20 protein-coding genes are annotated in these 16,863 nt (G+C 60.9%); 7 read left to right on the top strand and 13 right to left on the bottom strand.

Annotation, left to right across the window (positions count from 1 at the left end; translation table 11 throughout):
• Nucleotides 1-121: 121 nt before the first annotated feature.
• The 3 genes from AC56LV_RS02130 to AC56LV_RS02120 all read left to right on the top strand — a co-directional run bounded on the left by AC56LV_RS02130 (nucleotide 122) and on the right by AC56LV_RS02120 (nucleotide 3,576).
• Nucleotides 122-1,498 carry a DEAD/DEAH box helicase gene (locus AC56LV_RS02130; protein ID WP_499555662.1) on the top strand — a complete coding sequence of 459 codons (1,377 nt, stop codon included), beginning with the start codon at nucleotides 122-124 and terminating at the stop codon, nucleotides 1,496-1,498.
• 558 nt (nucleotides 1,499-2,056) lie between these two features.
• Nucleotides 2,057-2,896, top strand: coding sequence for a hypothetical protein (locus tag AC56LV_RS02125; protein ID WP_499555660.1), 840 nt, complete (start codon nucleotides 2,057-2,059; stop codon nucleotides 2,894-2,896).
• Nucleotides 2,897-2,907: 11 nt separating this feature from the next.
• Nucleotides 2,908-3,576 (top strand): hypothetical protein, encoded by a 669-nt coding sequence (locus tag AC56LV_RS02120; protein WP_499555658.1) that lies wholly within the window; start codon nucleotides 2,908-2,910, stop codon nucleotides 3,574-3,576.
• 50 nt (nucleotides 3,577-3,626) lie between these two features.
• Here AC56LV_RS02120 and AC56LV_RS02115 read toward each other — a convergent pair whose 3' ends face one another.
• The 4 genes from AC56LV_RS02115 to AC56LV_RS02100 all read right to left on the bottom strand — a co-directional run bounded on the left by AC56LV_RS02115 (nucleotide 3,627) and on the right by AC56LV_RS02100 (nucleotide 6,750).
• Entirely contained in the window at nucleotides 3,627-4,181 is a 555-nt protein-coding gene (locus AC56LV_RS02115) for a hypothetical protein (protein ID WP_499555656.1), read from the bottom strand.
• 114 nt (nucleotides 4,182-4,295) lie between these two features.
• Nucleotides 4,296-5,183 carry a M90 family metallopeptidase gene (locus AC56LV_RS02110; protein ID WP_499555654.1) on the bottom strand — a complete coding sequence of 296 codons (888 nt, stop codon included), beginning with the start codon at nucleotides 5,181-5,183 and terminating at the stop codon, nucleotides 4,296-4,298.
• 2 nt (nucleotides 5,184-5,185) lie between these two features.
• A complete protein-coding gene (locus tag AC56LV_RS02105) occupies nucleotides 5,186-5,932 on the bottom strand; it encodes a glutathione peroxidase (RefSeq protein WP_499555652.1) in 747 nt (248 codons plus the stop codon).
• A gap of 215 nt (nucleotides 5,933-6,147) precedes the next feature.
• Nucleotides 6,148-6,750, bottom strand: coding sequence for a winged helix-turn-helix domain-containing protein (locus AC56LV_RS02100; protein WP_183550722.1), 603 nt, complete (start codon nucleotides 6,748-6,750; stop codon nucleotides 6,148-6,150).
• 525 nt (nucleotides 6,751-7,275) lie between these two features.
• Here AC56LV_RS02100 and AC56LV_RS02095 point away from each other — a divergent pair.
• Entirely contained in the window at nucleotides 7,276-8,304 is a 1,029-nt protein-coding gene (locus tag AC56LV_RS02095; protein WP_499452995.1) for an OmpA family protein, read from the top strand.
• A gap of 86 nt (nucleotides 8,305-8,390) precedes the next feature.
• Nucleotides 8,391-9,305: a YihY/virulence factor BrkB family protein gene (locus tag AC56LV_RS02090; protein ID WP_499555650.1), complete on the top strand. Its 915-nt coding sequence runs from the start codon at nucleotides 8,391-8,393 to the stop codon at nucleotides 9,303-9,305.
• 37 nt (nucleotides 9,306-9,342) lie between these two features.
• Here the strand turns inward: AC56LV_RS02090 and AC56LV_RS02085 are convergent, their stop codons facing one another.
• From AC56LV_RS02085 to AC56LV_RS02075, 3 genes are all read right to left on the bottom strand, one after another.
• Nucleotides 9,343-10,599, bottom strand: coding sequence for an AI-2E family transporter (locus AC56LV_RS02085; RefSeq protein ID WP_332529896.1), 1,257 nt, complete (start codon nucleotides 10,597-10,599; stop codon nucleotides 9,343-9,345).
• A 45-nt stretch (nucleotides 10,600-10,644) separates the two neighbouring features.
• Nucleotides 10,645-10,959 (bottom strand): BON domain-containing protein, encoded by a 315-nt coding sequence (locus AC56LV_RS02080; RefSeq protein WP_183550710.1) that lies wholly within the window; start codon nucleotides 10,957-10,959, stop codon nucleotides 10,645-10,647.
• 78 nt (nucleotides 10,960-11,037) lie between these two features.
• Nucleotides 11,038-11,589: a hypothetical protein gene (locus tag AC56LV_RS02075; RefSeq protein ID WP_499555648.1), complete on the bottom strand. Its 552-nt coding sequence runs from the start codon at nucleotides 11,587-11,589 to the stop codon at nucleotides 11,038-11,040.
• A 248-nt stretch (nucleotides 11,590-11,837) separates the two neighbouring features.
• Here AC56LV_RS02075 and AC56LV_RS02070 point away from each other — a divergent pair, with 248 nt between their 5' ends.
• Together AC56LV_RS02070 and AC56LV_RS02065 are read left to right on the top strand one after the other, a co-directional pair.
• Complete coding sequence (locus AC56LV_RS02070; RefSeq protein ID WP_499501662.1) at nucleotides 11,838-12,296, top strand: outer membrane lipoprotein; 459 nt, start codon at nucleotides 11,838-11,840, stop codon at nucleotides 12,294-12,296.
• Between the two features lie 111 nt (nucleotides 12,297-12,407).
• The gene (locus AC56LV_RS02065; protein WP_499555646.1) at nucleotides 12,408-12,758 is read left to right on the top strand and encodes a hypothetical protein; all 351 of its coding nucleotides are present in this window, start codon (nucleotides 12,408-12,410) and stop codon (nucleotides 12,756-12,758) included.
• Nucleotides 12,759-12,786: 28 nt separating this feature from the next.
• Here the strand turns inward: AC56LV_RS02065 and AC56LV_RS02060 are convergent, their stop codons facing one another.
• The 6 genes from AC56LV_RS02060 to AC56LV_RS02035 form a co-directional block, all read right to left on the bottom strand.
• Nucleotides 12,787-13,929: a DUF3616 domain-containing protein gene (locus AC56LV_RS02060; protein WP_499555645.1), complete on the bottom strand. Its 1,143-nt coding sequence runs from the start codon at nucleotides 13,927-13,929 to the stop codon at nucleotides 12,787-12,789.
• Between the two features lie 192 nt (nucleotides 13,930-14,121).
• On the bottom strand, nucleotides 14,122-14,517 hold the full coding sequence (locus tag AC56LV_RS02055) for a hypothetical protein (RefSeq protein WP_499555643.1): 396 nt from the start codon (nucleotides 14,515-14,517) through the stop codon (nucleotides 14,122-14,124).
• 23 nt (nucleotides 14,518-14,540) lie between these two features.
• Entirely contained in the window at nucleotides 14,541-14,927 is a 387-nt protein-coding gene (locus AC56LV_RS02050) for a phage holin family protein (RefSeq protein ID WP_499555641.1), read from the bottom strand.
• 13 nt (nucleotides 14,928-14,940) lie between these two features.
• Nucleotides 14,941-15,285 carry an ElaB/YgaM/YqjD family protein gene (locus AC56LV_RS02045; RefSeq protein ID WP_332529889.1) on the bottom strand — a complete coding sequence of 115 codons (345 nt, stop codon included), beginning with the start codon at nucleotides 15,283-15,285 and terminating at the stop codon, nucleotides 14,941-14,943.
• Between the two features lie 66 nt (nucleotides 15,286-15,351).
• The gene (locus tag AC56LV_RS02040; protein WP_499555639.1) at nucleotides 15,352-15,885 is read right to left on the bottom strand and encodes a ferritin-like domain-containing protein; all 534 of its coding nucleotides are present in this window, start codon (nucleotides 15,883-15,885) and stop codon (nucleotides 15,352-15,354) included.
• Nucleotides 15,886-15,922: 37 nt separating this feature from the next.
• A complete protein-coding gene (locus tag AC56LV_RS02035) occupies nucleotides 15,923-16,846 on the bottom strand; it encodes an OmpA family protein (RefSeq protein WP_499555637.1) in 924 nt (307 codons plus the stop codon).
• Nucleotides 16,847-16,863 lie beyond the last annotated feature (17 nt).

Genomic DNA, 16,863 nt, shown 5'->3' with positions numbered 1-16,863 from the left:
CTGCCAGCCGCCTTTGCGGCAGCGTCCGGGCGCCCGCTAGCTTGCGCGCCTGCATCGATCAATCCGATTCCAGGACTGCCGCCAAGCATGGCGACGGGCCGCTTTTTTACTGAAAAAATCTATGTCATTTTCTTCACTTGGTCTTTCTGACGCGATCGTGCGCGCGGTAACCGAACAAGGCTATACCGCCCCGACCCCGATCCAGAGCCAGGCCATCCCTACCGTGCTGAACGGCGGCGACCTGCTCGCCGGCGCCCAGACCGGTACCGGCAAGACGGCTGGCTTCACGCTGCCGATCCTGCATCGCCTGTCGAACGACACGATCGGCGCAGCGCAGAAAAACAAGACCTCGCCACGCGTGATCCGCGCGCTGGTGCTGACCCCGACCCGCGAACTCGCGGCCCAGGTCGAGGAAAGCGTGCGCCTGTATGGCACGTACACGAACCTGAATTCGGCCGTCATCTTTGGCGGCGTCGGTATCAATCCCCAGATCAAGCTGCTCAAGCATGGCGTCGACATTCTGGTCGCCACGCCTGGCCGCCTGCTGGACCACGCTGGCCAGGGCACCGTCGACCTGTCGAAGGTGGAAATCCTGATCCTGGACGAAGCCGACCGCATGCTGGACATGGGCTTCATCCACGACATCCGCAAAGTGCTGGCGCTGCTGCCGGCCAAGCGCCAGAACCTGCTGTTCTCGGCCACGTTCTCGGAAGAGATCAAGACACTGGCCGATCGCCTGCTGAACAACCCGCAGATGATCGAAGTGGCGCGCCGCAACTCGACCGTTGAAGTCATCGCGCAAAAGATCCACCCGGTCGACCGCGACAAGAAGCACCCGCTGCTGTCCCACCTGATCAAGGCGAACAACTGGACCCAGGTGCTGGTCTTCACGCGCACCAAGCACGGCGCCAACAAGCTGGTCGAACAGCTGGGCAAGGACAGCATCGGCGCGATGGCGATCCACGGCAACAAGAGCCAGTCGGCACGCACCAAGGCGCTGGCCGAGTTCAAGGACGGCAGCCTGCAAGTGCTGGTGGCCACCGACATCGCTGCGCGCGGCATCGACATCGACCAGTTGCCACACGTGGTGAACTACGACCTGCCGAACATCCCGGAAGACTACGTCCACCGCATCGGCCGCACGGGCCGTGCCGGCGCGACGGGCGAAGCCGTATCGCTGGTGTGCGTCGACGAACACCAGATGTTGAAAGACATCGAAAAGCTGATCAAGCAAACGCTGCCACGCGAAGTGATCGAAGGCTTCGAGCCGGACATGAACGCCAAGCCACAACCAATCCAGCTGCGCAGCGGCGCCCCAGGCCACACCGGCCGCGGCGGTCGTCCGGGCGGCGGCAACGGCGGTGGCCGTGGTAACGGCGGCGGCGGCGGTGGTGGTAACGGCGGCGGCGGCAACAAGCCCCGTGCCCCCGGCGGCGCCCCCGCAGCCGCGAAACGCAGCGGCCCACGCCCCGCCTCCGCAGTACGCCGCGACCGCTAACCTAATCAGGGTCCTAATCAGGGTCAGAGTCGAATTATCGAGAAACTTTGTTACATCACTCGCTAATTCGATGTCACCTGAAGGTTAATATCGCCAGAGCTCTTACCCAACAATGAGGGTCAGTGTCGAATTGTTTGACAACTTTAAAAGTTGTCATTTAATTCGACTCTGACCCTCATTGTTTTTGCTGCTGCAGATTCCCGAAACTGGCAGAAGTTCGCGAATCAATATCAAATAAAAAATAGCTTCCTCTGCGAGGCCCTTTTATTACCGCTTAGCTGCTTTTGGCCTTGTATTTAATGAGGGTCAGAGTCGAATTATTGAGCAACATACGGGAATCAATTCACCAGAAGATTGTTGCATTATCGACTTCCTCAAAATCAATTACTTATCAATTAGGGTCAGAGTCGAATTGTTTGATAACTTTTAAAGTTGTCATTTAATTCGACTCTGACCCTCATTTTTATTTTGGTGATGTTAATGGGTGGATATTGAGGAAAAACAAAGTTGTGTGGCAGGTGGGTGGGAAGAATGGGCTTTTGTGGTACGGGAGGTCGTATGACGCGCAGGGTGCTGGTACTGGTGGGGGTGTTGGTGGCCGGGTGTGCTTCTACGGGGCAGGTCAGCTTGGGTGAGGTGCGGGAATTTGCGGATGCGTCGGCCAGGCTGGGCGGGTATGCGGAGTTGTCGCGCCGGTATCGGGATACCTATGAGCGCGAGTTGCCGTATCTGTCGCCGCAGGCCGAGCGCGTGGCGCGCGATACCGATGCACGGCGGCGGGCGGTGTTTGATGATTTTATTGCGATTCAGAAAACACTCGTGTTGTATATGCAGACATTGAGCTCGCTGGCGGGCGATGGCCGGTACGACTTGTCCGGGCGCATCGATGATCTGGGAAGCGGTCTCAAGGCGATGACGGACTCGGGCTTGCAGCAGCGGCACGTGGCAGCCTATACAGGGATGACCCGACTGCTGACGCGGGTGATCACTTCCCGCTACCAGAACCGCAGCGTCGACACCATGGTGCGCGATGGGAATGCCGATGTGCAGACGCTGATCGATGCAATGATCGTGCTGACCCGCATCTATGAAAAGGCCAACGAGAATGAACGGAAGACCGTGCTGGGCCTCTTCAATGCCGAAATTCCGATGGCCAACCGCAATGCCGATCGCATGCTGGTGACGCTGGCCAAGGTGCATTTGCAAAACAAGACAGCCGAGTACAAACTGATCGACCGCCGCTACAAGCTGGCCCAGCAGGGCCTGACCAAGGTGGCACTGGGCCACCAGAAAATGCGTGAGAACATGGATAAGCTCAGCAGCGAGGAAACGCGCCATATGCTGGCGGGCTATGTTCACGACCTGAATCTGATCCGCGACGCTCTCAGCGGCGAATAATGGGGAATATCATGGCGACATCTTCACACAGCAATCCTGACCACGGCGCATCCGACGAAGCAAACACGCCACCACCACCGGCCGCTCCGCGCCAGCAGGCGGCATCGCCTCTGCCCAACCAGCCATCCACGCCCGACGCGATCGTCGCAACAGTGACGCCTGGCATGCCGCCAGCTGCACAGCAAGCCGCCGCAACCGGGTTCGATACAGACGGCGCCAATCGCGCCAATGCGCTATCGACCATGCAATGCGTCGTTGACCTGGCCGACAGTGTGGTCTGTATCGCCGATGATCTGCACGAACGTATCCTGCAAGAGATTGCGGGTTACAACGATCGCACCATGCCGGATGCGCAAAAGGCCCTGATGCGCGCATTGACCGACGATGAGCGGTTGCTGCGCCAGTACGCCCATGCGCTGTACGCCGACGCGGCCACCTTCGTGATCCAGGATCTAAAAGAGCCACAACATCGGCTGATGGCCCTGACGGCAGAGGCTGCCGAAAAGATCCGCCGCATCGGTGTCATCGGCGAAGTCACCGGGCTCGTTGGCGGGATTCTGTTATTGGTCGGCAGCATCGCCAGGGGCCAGTTTTCGCAGGTGAGCGCTGCGCTGGAGAGAATACAGCTCCACAACGCCACACTCAAGACGCTCAAGCCGGGTTCGCCCGCCAAGACCTGATCTGCCCCGTGCACTGACACAAGGACGTCAGCCGAACCCCACTAACACGCTCAGGCAATCACGTCCGGCAGGCTCGACGGATCGAAATCGGCCCAGTCCCCGGCAACGATATTGCCCTGCGCACGCTCGATATGATGTGCGCCGAGCCCGCGCAGCAGGTCGACCGCGCGGGCTTCCAGCGCGGGATCGGTAAATGCGACCGCCACCAGCATGCCGGCCGTGCGCGGCGCTACTGCGTTTTCGCCGCCCTCTTCCGGTTCGCCCCGGTCTTTCATCTTTGAAAAACTGAACAGCGAACCGATGTGCCCGCCCACGAGCCCGCCGACGATCGGCCCGATCGGCCCGGTAACAGGTGACGTTGCCGCGCCAACGGCTACGCCCACCGCACCACCCGTCGCCATGCCCTGGACAACACCTTCGGGCGTATCCTTCGCACCGGGCGACTGCAAATTGTCGCCCCCGATGGGCGTCATATCGTGCTGGCCCGGCTGGCTCAGATAGAAGCCGCTGATGCGATCGGCTTCAAAACCGGCGTCGACCAGTGCGCTGCACGCGCGGTCGACCTCCTCCTGAAGCTGGAAACGTCCTGCGATGATCATAGACATGGGCAAGTTCTCCTGGATAGAGAGGCCAGCATGCGCCCGCAGCAGCGACCCATCTGTACGGCGCCGCACGCACCCTGTCGCAGGCGATCGCTACAGATCTGACGGCTTCAGCGTTCAGCGCCACTGCCCACAGACCACGCCATACTGCGGCGGTTCCTCCACGGGCGCAGGTGGGGTGCTTTGCCATTGACGTGGATCGATCCTGTAATACTTGAGGAATTCGTCATACAACGCAGGATGGCGCGCAGCGAGCTGATGCGGTTGCTCAAAGAAGCTCTCCGTGGCGACAGCGAAAAATTCCGCGGGATTGGTGGCGCCGTAATGGTCGAGCACACCCTGCCTGCCCCACATGGCATCGTGCTGCAAGTTCGCGTAATCGCGCGACAGCACCTCGGACCAACTGCGGTAGCGCTCGCTACTGCCCAGATACGGCGCACCATTGGTATTGCCAGACTCGCTATCCAGCTGATGCGCAAATTCGTGCAGCACGACGTTGTGGCCAGGCGCATCCAGAGTACCGCCGCGCCGCACATGGTCCCACGACAGGATGACGCGCCCATCGCCCCACGATTCGCCCAGCAAGTCCTGCCGCTCTTCGGTCACCACGCCGGAGGCATCGATCTGCTTGCGCGGCGCCAGAAACGCCCCCGGATACACCAGGACCATCTCGAGCGTCGGATAACTGACCGGCTTTTCGTGGCCGCCGACACGGCCCAGCAGCAGCAAGCACGCCTGGCCCGCGATCGTCACGCGCATCTCGTCAGTCAACTCGAGACCGGCGCAGCCGACAAACTTCTTTTGATGCAGAAAATGCTGGACCATCCGCGCCAGCTGTTGCCGCTGCAGATCGTCCATGCCGCTGTATTGCATGACATTGCGCGCCAGGATCGCAACATGCCCTGGCGGCAGCGGCCGGGATACGGCGCGGCGCAGGCGCCACTTGGGCACCAGCCAGGCGGCCAGGATGACGACGCCCAGCAACCCGACAGCAAGCGCTTCCATCATCAGGTCCGGCTGGCGAGCCAGGCTTGCACGTCGTCGGCGCCGCCGATCAATTCACCACCAACGAATACTTGTGGCCACGTCATCCGGCCGCTGATGCCGCGCAAGACGATAGAATTGATCTTCTGGTCTTCGGAAATGTCGGTGAAATGGATGTCCTGTTCCTGCAGCGCTTGCCGTGCGCGCGCGCAGTGCGGGCAGCCGGGCCGCGAAAACATCACCACTGGCTCAGGCACCTGGGCCTGGGGCGCAACATAGTCAAGCATCGTGTCGGCATCCGACACCTCGAACGGATCGCCCTCTTTGTCGGCCTCGATGAAGATCTTGTCGATCACGCCATCGCGCACGAGCATCGAATAGCGCCACGAGCGGCTGCCGAAACCAAGGTCGCGCTTGTCGACCAGCATGCCCATTCCGGTCGTGAAGTCACCGTTGCCGTCCGGGATGACGGTGATGTTGGCGGCGTCCTGCCCTGCTTTCCATTGGTTCATGACGAAGGCGTCGTTCACCGAAATACAGAGGACCTCATCGACACCATGCGAGCGCAGCACGGGCGCCAGCTCGTTGTAGCGCGGCAGATGGGTCGAGGAACAGGTTGGCGTGAACGCCCCGGGCAGCGAAAAGACCACCACGGTGCGGCCCTTGAACAATTCATCGGACGTCACATCGCGCCACTGATCGTCGGGGCGCGCCTTGAACGTCACCTTGGGTACGGGTTTGCCTTCCAGCGATTCGGCACTCGGTAACATCGATACTCCTATCTGGTTGATTGTGCATCGCGCAAACACAGCGACATGGCACGTCAGTTGAGGACTATTGATTTGTTTTCAACACACGCCATGCAAAAAACGCGGCCCAAAAAACAAAACCGCGCAAAATGCGCGGCGAAGGACGACAGCGTTCGTCAGGACCGTGGCCAGTGCGGGTCTCGACCGCACCAGCCCGGGGGCGCAACTACGGCGCCTTACTTGACTGCAGGTTGGCCTGGTGGCGGGCCGAACAGTGCTGCAACGAGTGGATCGCGTGCCACAGGGCTGCGATTGACGCGGATGGCGTAATGGGTGTCATCGGCCAGGATATGGAAGTGACGACCGCTGCCAGCCATGTTCTGCTCGCGCAGGCCTGGACGCTCCTTGCGTGGGGCGACGCCTTCGCGCTTTGGCTGGCAGATCGCTGCCAGGAACGCCTTGACGCGGTCTGGATCCGGCGAAATCTGGTACACAGCCTTGCCCAGGTAGGTCGCGGTGCCTTCGATGTAGCGGGCCAATTCGATCACGCCGGCTTCACGCAGATCGCGGATGTACTTGCGGGCGCCGGACGGCGAAAACTTGAGGAACCAGGCGATCTCATCGGCCAGCATTTCATGGCTCGAGAGCTCGTTGATCAGCTTTTGCATGTTTTCAATGCGGCGCTGGGTGGCAGACGTCGAACGCACGCGCTCGATCGGGGCCAGCGAAATCGGTGCGCGCTCGGTTGGCTGTGGTGGGACGCGTTCGATCAGCGCCGAATTGCCGGAGGTGTGCACTGCGCCGGTCTCGGCTGCGTTGTGCTGTGTCGTTGCATGCATATTGATTAGCTCCAATAGAGAGTGAGACTGTGTGGTCCGGGTCGCTGTGTGTCGTGTGACACCCTGACAACATCTCGGTTCCGCTTAACTAGCCTCAAGATTGCCTGCATCAGACACCATGGTCTGTGCGCCATCCAACATTCGACAAGATTCCTGAAAGCACCATGGTGCAGAGCACAAAACACGTTGTTTTGGCGCCGCTGGTGGAACTCTTTGCAATCTTGTAAACTCTCTAAGTCATGACGACGCTGCCGCCTCATGTCATCTGCACAAGCAACACTATACCTGCATGACTGCAACATGACATTCTGCAGTGTGCACCCTTCTCACTCGCAACATGACAGCGTCGTTACAGTTCGTTTCACCTTAGAAATGTGCGAATTTGACCACTGTTGTAAAATCGCACAGCGTTTTTGGATTAGGTGCGGTAGCGCACCGAGGATTCGGAACTGGCACTGTTAAGCTTTATCCAACTTAGCTGCTGACGCATGCTTTGTCATCAATTTTAACCAACGGGAGTTACCTGTGAACAACACCAAGAAAATCGCCCTGGCTGCTGCACTGCTGTGCGCATCCGGCGCCACCCTCGCTCAAGAGATCAACCCATCGTGGTATATCCAGCCTAGCGTGAACCACGTTAAGCCAGATGCAGACTTCGGCGTTGATGACCGCGACACGGGTGGCGGCCTGAAGTTCGGTAAGGCGGTCAGTCAGAACTGGGACATCCAGGTCGGCGCCAGCCAGACCCGTTTCGAACAGGGTCGCAGCGAATACCGCCAGACCCTGCTGGGCGCGGACGCTCTGCTGATGCTGAGCCGTGAGCGTTTCCGTCCATTCATCCTGTTCGGTCTGGGTGTTGAGCGTGATAAGGTCAACAATCCACTGCGTAACGTCGAGAAAAACTCGCCGTACGGTACCGTTGGTATCGGTTTCCAAGCAAGCCTGACCCCGCAATGGTCGCTGCAAGCTGACCTGCGCACCGTGCGTGGCTTCCTGCGTGATGACGAACTGTTCGGCTTCAAGCGCAGCAACAACAAAATGCTGACCGTCGGCGTGAACTACGCGTTCAACCCACCACCAGCAGCACCAATGCCAGCACCGGCACCAGTGGTCGAAGCACCAGCTCCAGCACCTGAGCCAGTCGCACCGCCACCACCACCAGCACCACGCTTCCAGAAAGTCACCCTCGAAGCGACCAAGATGTTCGCCTTCGACAAGGCTGTCGTGATCACCCCAGCACCTAAGCTGGACGAAATCGCTGCTGCCCTGCAAGCTGACACCAGCGTCACCAACGTCGAAATCACCGGTTACACCGACCGTCTGGGTTCGGAAACCTACAACCAGAAGCTGTCGGAGCGTCGCGCCATGGCTGTGCGTGAGTATCTGATCGGCAAAGGCATCGACGGCAACCGTCTGCGCGCTATCGGCAAGGGCGAAGCTAACCCAGTCGTCGAGTGCAACCAGAAAGGCCGCGCTCAGCTGATCGCTTGCCTGGAACCTAACCGTCGCGTCGAAGTCGACCAGATCACGGTTGAAGTCCCAGTCCAGCGTTAATACCTGAAGCTGTCACTGCCGTATGTCGGCGGTGACCATGCGAGATCGAGGGGGCTTCGGCCCCCTTTTCTTTTGGAGAAGCGGTTATGGCAGTGAATAAATGGTTCCCGTACACGCACCAGATCTACAAGGTGCTGCGCGCTGCAGTCATGGATTGGATCGATCACCGGGCGTCCAGCAAAGGGGCTGCGCTGGCGTTCTATACATTGTTTTCACTGGCACCGATCCTGGTGCTCGTGATTGCCGTTGCCGGTTTTTTCTACGGTGCGGAAGCAGCTCAAGGGCAATTGCTCAATGAATTGCGCGGTCTCGTCGGCGCCCAGGGTGCGGATACCATCCAGGCCATCCTGGCCGGTGCGCAAAACAAGGAAACAGGCATGTTTGCCACAATCGTGGCCACATTGCTGCTGATCGTCGGTGCAACGACGGTATTTTCAGAACTCAAGGACAGCCTGGATGAAATCTGGAACCTGCCAGCGCCACCAAATGGCGGCGTGTGGAACCTGATCCGCACTCGTCTGCTGTCGTTTGGCGTGATTCTGGTGCTGGGTTTCCTGCTGATGGTGTCACTGGTGATCAGCGCCGCCACAACGGTGGCCGAGAAATTTATCAGCGGTATGTGGCAAGACGCTGCGATCGTCATGGGCTGGATTGCTTCGGGCCTGGGCTTTCTGGTCATCGCGACCCTGTTCGGCGTGATCTACAAGCTGCTGCCGCGCGTGAAACTGTCGTGGAAAGACGTGGCCATCGGCGCGCTTGGCACGGCGGCGATGTTCACGCTGGGTAAGTTCGGAATTGGCCTGTACATCGGCAACAGCGGCACCACCGACAGCTTTGGCGCCGCCGGTTCGCTGATCGCCTTGCTGCTGTGGGTATATTACTCGGCGCAGATCTTTTTCCTGGGCGCAGAATTCGCGCGCCAGTATGCGTTGCAGATGGGTAGCTTGCGTAACAAGCCAAAGTCGGTAACGGGCGTGGACCCGAAACCCAAGGCGGAATAACGTTGTACCCCGAAGGTCGGCGGCCTGGCTGTCGACCTTATTCTCCCAGCAGCTCCGACACCACTTCCATCCCCTCGACACGCTCGGCCACGACCTTGAGCACCATCACGAGCGGCACGCCCAGCAGCAAGCCCCAGACGCCCCAGAGCCAGCCCCAGAACAACAGGCTGACGAAGACCGCCGCCGGATTCATGCGCGCGATCTTTCCGGTCATCCAGGTCGCCACGACCATGCCGACCAGTGTCGCGATGCCGAGCGAAGCGCCCGCCACCAGCGTCACCATGCCCACGGTTTCAAACTGCAGGAATGCGGCCATGCCGGTGGCAACCGTGATCACGAGCGGACCAAAATACGGCATCAGGTGCGCCACACCGGCAAATGCCGCCCAGGCGCCGGCATTTTCCAGACCGATCGCGCGCAGCGTGCCCCACATCAGCAGCGCCAGCAGGACGTTGGTCACCAGCAGCATGAACATATAGCTCTGGATCGATGTATTGATGTCGTCCAGGATATGGACCGTGACTTTCTTGCGCGAGAGCGAAGGCCCCGTCAGCTTGACAAGCTTGCGCTTGAATGTGTCGCCCGCCAGGAGCAGGAAGAACACAAGGAAGATCACCATCGTGGCCTGCGACATGAAGGCAGCCAGGCTCATCGAGCCGGCCAGCACCCAGTCCATCACACGAATTGGCGAGCTCGACGACGCATCGCCGGCATTCTGGCGTCGCTGCTGCGTCACGCGGCGGGCGTCCGAGCCGACATTGCTGGCCGCACGTTCGATCTCGGCCGCGGCCGCCTGCATCTGCTGCAGCGTCGAGCGCTCGCCCGTGGTATTGGACAGGATGCGCGTGACCTTCGATGTCAGCGTCGGCAGATCGTCGATGATGTTGAAGAATTCACCCTGCAGCCGGTACACGGTACCGGCCATCGCGCCCACGATCACGACGGTGACCAGTGTGGCGCCGACGATGCGGCGGATATGCCAGCGCTCGAGCCAGCGTACGACAGGATTGAGGGTATACGCGATCAGAATGCCGAGCAGAAGCGGCACGAAGAATTTTTGCGCCCATTGGAGCGCGAAGACAAAAGCGATGGTAGCGAGGACGCCGAGCGCGAGGCCGCGTGCGTTGACGTGCAGTGGTACGCGTAGCGCACCGATGTGAAGCGCGAGATCGTCGCCGGTGGAACGCACCTCGGGATGGAGGGCGTCACCGTTGCTGCTTGGGGGCAAAGCCCCCGGGGCGGCAGTATCAGGCGGGGTTGCCGGCATGGCCGGATCAGATTGAGCTAGCTGCATATGTGTGCCTGAACAAAAGACCGGGCCGCCCCGGCGATCCGACTATTATTTCACGCGGATGTCGTTCTTGACTGCGGTGACGCCTTTGACGCCACGTGCGATCTCGACAGCGCGCTGTGCATCGCGTGCATCAGCAACAAAGCCCGACAACTGAACGTCGCCCTTGAAGGTTTCGACGTTGACTTCACGTGCTTTCACGTTCGGGTCGTTGATCAGGGCAGCCTTGACCTTGGTGGTGATCACTGCGTCGTCGACGTATTCGCCGGTGCTGGCTTGCTTGTTGGTCGACGAGCAACCGACAGCGGTGATAGCGACGGTAGCGAAGATGGCAGCGGAGATGATGCTTTTAGCGATTTTCATGATGGCTCCTAATAATGATCATGTTAAAACTTACCCTTGCGGGCGGATTGCGCGGCGCCGGCAAGCCGGCCCGCAGGTTTATTTGCCGTACGCCGTCCGGGCGGTGCTCACGCACTCGTCCTTGACAGCGCCGGCGAAGGCATCGCACTTCTGCAGTGCGACGCGATATTCGGCTTCGATCTTGACGTCATTGGCATCCAGACGTGCTTCGATCGCCTTGCGGTCAGCCCGGGCATCAGCCTGAAGCGCAACCAGTGTCGCCTTGGCCTGGGCCAGGCAGACTTCGCGGTCGTTACCTACCAATGCACCACAGCGCGTCTTGTCGCGTTCATGAAACGCGGTCGCGATGCGCATGCGTGCCTGCGTATAGGCCGCGAGCGTGTTCTTGTGGGCGGCCGTTGCCTCTTCTTCGATCCGCACCCGTGCTGCACGGGCATCGGCAACGCAGATCTCGTGCGGCACGCCAGCCATGGTGTCGCACCTGGCCTTGGCCGCATCGTAGCCGGCTTCGGCAGTGTCCATCGCGTATTGATAAGCGGCCTTCGCATCCTGCCCTGCCTGTTGGGCCAGAGCCGGTACAGTCCAGGCCATGGCAACAGCAATCAGGAACGTCAGATGCGGAGTCTTCATTATTTTTGTTCACCATTTGTCAACACTGACGTTATCTTTACATGCGCTACACCCGCCTTCTGTACGCTGGCGAACACAAGACGCAGAGTGTTGGGCTGTGTCACGCAAACAACGCCAATTGCCTGACATATTCACGCCCGCATGACGAAACAGCGGAGGCAGTAGCAGAACAAGATGGGTGCGGCAACGCACAGACCCCCATCTCCAGGGTGTCTATTCTGAGTAAAACCTTTTGTCAGGAGAACAATATGAATGCAAACCGTAAACTTATCGCCGTCGTACTTGCCACCGGTGCCCTGCTCACCGGTTGCGCCAGCAACAGCCAGCAGCCATTCGGCGGGGGCTACAACAATGCCAGCAGCAGCGCCTCGGCTGGTTACGGCGTGATCGATTCGATCCAGGTCGCACAAGGTGAAAACCGCACGAGCGGTGCCGGCGCCATCCTGGGTGGTGTGGTCGGTGCACTGGCCGGTAACCAGATCGGTAGCGGCAGCGGCCGTACTGCAGCCACCGTGGCTGCCGGTGTTGCCGGTGCTGCGCTGGGTAACAATGTAGAAAAGAACCGCAATGCACAGGGCCCTGAGCAGTATCAGATCAATATCCGCATGGATAACGGCGAATACCGCGCCGTGATGCAGGACAGCGTCTACGATCTGCGCGTGGGCAACCGCGTTCGCATCGTCGACGGCCGCGTGTACCGTTACTGATCCACAGATCGATCCGGCAGCACGGGAGCGGAAGCGGAGATGGGGCATACGCCCCTCCCCGCTTCCGCTTCGTCAGAACGACCATCTTTTGCACCGCTTCTGGAGACCATCATGGCCTACGTCATTCGCTCCACCACCGCCGCCTGCCTGCTCGCGCTTGCAACTTCCCTGACTTGCCTGAGCGCTGCCGCGCAATCGACGCCGGCCACCGGTGGCGACGCCAATGTCAGCCAGGTCGCCGCGCGCCAGCAAGCCCAGGAAATTGCCAAAGGCGATCCGGCACGCTGGTACCGCAACGATCCCGAGCAGCAGACGCTGCGCAAGGAACTGCGCGCCGCATTGCAGGAAGCGCAGAACGCTTGCAAGCAACAGCCTGCCGCCGACCGCAAGGCATGCGTGGCCCAAGCACACGCAACGTTCCAGCGCGATTCGGCGCTGCTGGCCAAGGCGCCATCGAACTGACGCCGAAGTTGCCCAGCGCCTGCTGGCCTCAGCGCTTTTTCTTGCGCGACGGTAGCGGATACACATCCGCTACCAGCGTACTCTCCCCGATCTGCCGGCTTGGCGACGCCGAATCGTGTACTACCAGTAAACCTTCGTCAGCCCCGTCCCGACTGGCAAACAGTGCGATGCCTTCCGGGTGATCGACGCCCTGCCCGAACGGCAGGTTCAGCACGTGCTCCAGAACCTCGGCGGAGACGACCGTTTCGCCATCCGGCTGGGCGCCGCCAACCCACCGGAACAGCGTCACGGGGCCGTCCAGATCCATCGTCGGCCCGGCCAGGATCAGCAGATCCCTGCCCTGCTTGCACAGATCGCGAATACCCAGCCCGCCCAGGTCGAGGAAGTGCTTGCGGTACAGATTGCCATCGGCATCGAGCGGCGCCAGGCACAGCGAACCCGCTGTCTCGTCATCAACGGGGGCGACTTCGATAATGGTGGCCCAGCCCCGCAGCACCGGCCCGCGCAGGCCCAGCAGTACGTGCTTGCCTGCCAGCGCGATGCCCTCGATATCAAAGCCATTGTCCTTGCCGGGAATGGCCAGGAACGGGCCGAGGTGTTCATCCTGCCTGAGCTGCGCCGTCAGTTCGTTGCCATGCGCATCGCCGCGCAGCAGCGCGGCAGTGCGGCGCTTGCCCTTGTGCTCGACCTCCTTGAGCAAGGTGGGCACGCCATCCTGTTCGCCCATCGGAATGCGGCCCAGCAAATAGCGGTTGCCGTCGGCGCTGACTGTCGCCAGGCGCTTGTGCGTGCGCTTGTTGCCGTCCAGCGGGTCGGGCTTCTTGCGGCGCAGGCTGTGCGAGCCAGTCACCCACATATACTTGCCATCGCAGGCCAGACCTTCGACGTCGGCTTCGTTGATACGGCCTTTTTCGGCATCGAAGGCGGGCAGCGGCAGGTCGAAGAAATCGTGCAGCGCGAACTGATGGTGCTGGCGCGCAAAGCTGCTCTGGCCGCGGCTGTCTTCTTCCACCAGCGTCAGGCGCTCGATGCTGACGGACTCATCGTTTGCCAGCCACAGCGTCTTGCCCATGCGCAGCGCCACCGACAAGCCATTGCGCAACTCCTTGTCGGGGCTGAGGTCATCGCGTTCCGGATGGAATTCGAGCAGGACAATATTCGAGGGATGCATGGGGTTCTCGTCGTGAAGGGATGGGTGCAGCATACTGGATCAGCGGGGCGCAGGCAGGACAAAAAAAGACGGCGTCCAACTTGCGATTGGAACGCCGTTCAAGCCCCACCAAAGCCGGTACAGCGCACTACCCTGCAGCGTTATTCGTGACGGTCAGATCGTGTGCCGGCGCTCGAAGGCGCCGGCACCGGTTCATGCTTCCTTGGCTGCCTTGGCCTTGCGGGTGCGCCGGCGATTCAGGTACCAGCCCAGAACGCCCACGCCAACTGCAGCGCCCGCTGCCTGCTTGCCCATACGACGCTGGCGCACGAAGTTCACTGCGGTCATCGCATACGGCATCAGCATCGACACATTGGTGCCGGTCGGCTTGAGCAGCGCGTCGGCCCTGGTGCGCAGCGCCACGGTCGTGTGGTCGAACGCCGAGCGCAGCATGACCTCAGGCTTCATGCCATGCTGGATGCTGGCCTTGGCATGGGCCACGCCAGCGCGGAAGAACTCGCCTTCACGCAGCAGTTCCTGCTTGCGGCTTGCCGGGTCCAGGCTGTGTTGATGACCGGCCAACCCGGTCGTCTTGTCGTGTTTGTGCATGTTGGCCTCTTTGGGTGCGCCGCTCACAGCAGCATCTCGCGGTCGTTTTTCAGTTCTTTCATCGTGGCCGGGAAGCCCAGCTTGTTCTGCTTGATCAGCGCCATGCCCTTGGCCACGAGAATGGCCGTGATCAGTGCAAACACCGCGAACATGATCAACAGGATGGTCCAGCCCATCGATTCCCATGCCAGCGCGACGATGGTCATTGCACCGAAGGCGATGGCAAACCAGACCGCCAGCGCGGCCGCGGCAAAGATGGCCACCAGCTCGATGATGTGATTGCGGATGTCGGCCAGTTCCAGCGCGGCGAGTTCGACGCGCGAAACGGCCAGGCCAAACAGACTCTTGAACAGACTGGAAATGCCGGCGAATACGCCGGGGTTATGCACGACTGCTTCTTCTTTATCCACGTAGCCCCCAACCTTAATGTTTGCGGCTAAGTAGCACGCCGATGAGCACGCCGACACCTGCCGCTACTGCCACGATGCGCCACGGGTTGTCCTTGACATAGACATCAGCGGTATGAACCAGTTCCTTGCCCTTGACCACGGCCTGGGTCGGGACCAGGCTGGCGCCGCCCAGGACGGTGTCAAGCAGCGCCATGCCACGCTCGCGCAGCTCTTCGGCTTTCTCGCCGGTGAGCGATGCGGCGGCGGTCAGCATCGACTGCGCGTCACGCACGAGGGCCTTCATATCGGACTGGGTGGCATAGGTGCTGCCGCTGATCGGGTGCATGCTGCCGTTGCTGTTGCGGGAAGTGTCTAGCATGTTCTACTCCTGTCACTAATCAATCATCGAAACTGACCCGCCGCACGGGGCGGGTCACCATCAGGCTCAGGCCATCAGGTCGCGCATGTCGTCGGCGTGTTCTTCTTCAACGGCCATGATTTCAACCAGCATATTGCGCGTGGTTGGATCCTTGTCGCCAATGGCCACGATCATCTGGCGATACGATTCGATCGCCACGCGCTCGGCGATCAGGTCGGCGCGAACCATGTCCTGCGCTTCGAGCGATTCATCGTATTCGGCGTGGCTGCGTGCCGCAAAGGTGGCCGGGTTGAAGTTTGGCGAACCATTCAGTTGCACGATGCGTTCGGCGATGCGGTCAGCATGCTCCTGCTCCTGTTGCGCGTGCTCGAGAAACTCGGCCTTGATCTGGCCGGTGCCCGGGCCGCTGACGGTGTAGTAATGGCGCTTGTAGCGCATCACGCACAGCAGTTCGGTCGCCAGTGCATCGTTCAGCATCGCGATGACCGCTTCACGGTCGGCCTGATAACCATCGGTAACGGCGCCGTCGTCGAGGTTGGCGGCTGCCTTGCGAATTGCCGAGACATCGAAGCCGTGGGCGAGGTTGCTGGTTTGTTCCATTGTCATTCCTTAATTCAGAGTCGGTTCAAAAATGTGTTCAACGTGCTGCTGCGCGTGGCGGAATGGCGGCGCCTTCGTTCGACAGAACGATTTCGACGCGACGGTTCTGCTGACGGCTTGCAGCGGTGTCATTCGATGCAACAGGGAAGGCTTCGCCGTAGGCGCGCATCGCAATGCGCTCGCGTGGCACACCCTGGCCGGCCAGCGCGGTGGCGACGGCGCTGGCGCGGCGCTCCGACAATTGCTGGTTGTGGCTATCGCTGCCGGTGCTGTCGGTGAAGCCTTCGATCAGCACGGTGCGCTGCGGGTTCTGCGCCATCACGTCGGCCAGTTTGCGCAGCGTCGAGACGCCATTCGCATTCAGTACGGCCTGGTCGGTAGCGAACAGGACGTCGCCGATCGTGACGACAAAGCCGCGTTCGGTTTTCACGGCCTGCAGGTCGACCAGCAGCGCTTCAAGCTTGGCCGCGCGTTCGGCCATGGCAGCCGTCTCAGCCTGGGCTGCCTGTGCCTGCATCTGGGCTTGCTGCGCCTGACCCTGGGCCTGCTGGGCAGCAGCCTGGGCGGCTTCAGCGTCGCGCTTGGCGCGATCGGCCTCCGCGGTGCGGGCATCCAGGCGCACCATGTCGCGCTGGCGCGTTGCGTCGGCGATATTCGCTTCGGCGGCCTTGCCCTTGGCGACTTCTTGCGCCGTGGCGATGCGCTGCTTGGCCACGTAGGCCAGGCGGTCGATGTCGCTCAGGCTTTCGCGGCGGGCCGCGGCCTGATTGGCCTGGTCGAGGGCTTCGCTGGCCTGCTTGAATTCGAGGGGTGCGTAGGTCGAGACCTGCGAATTATTGTTGGCGCTGACAAAGTCGGCGCGCGCCTGGTCGAGCGTCGGCGTGGTCATCGGTGCGCTGGCGCAGGCAGCGGCCAGCACAGCGGCGGCCAGAATCGATACGGCGGATTTGCGGTTTTTCATGTTGTTATTCCTTTTAT

The organism is Telluria sp. RB2R28, assembly GCF_059685835.1.
The sequence above is the reverse complement of the archived record's forward strand: the minus strand, read 5'-3'. Positions and strand labels throughout refer to the sequence as shown.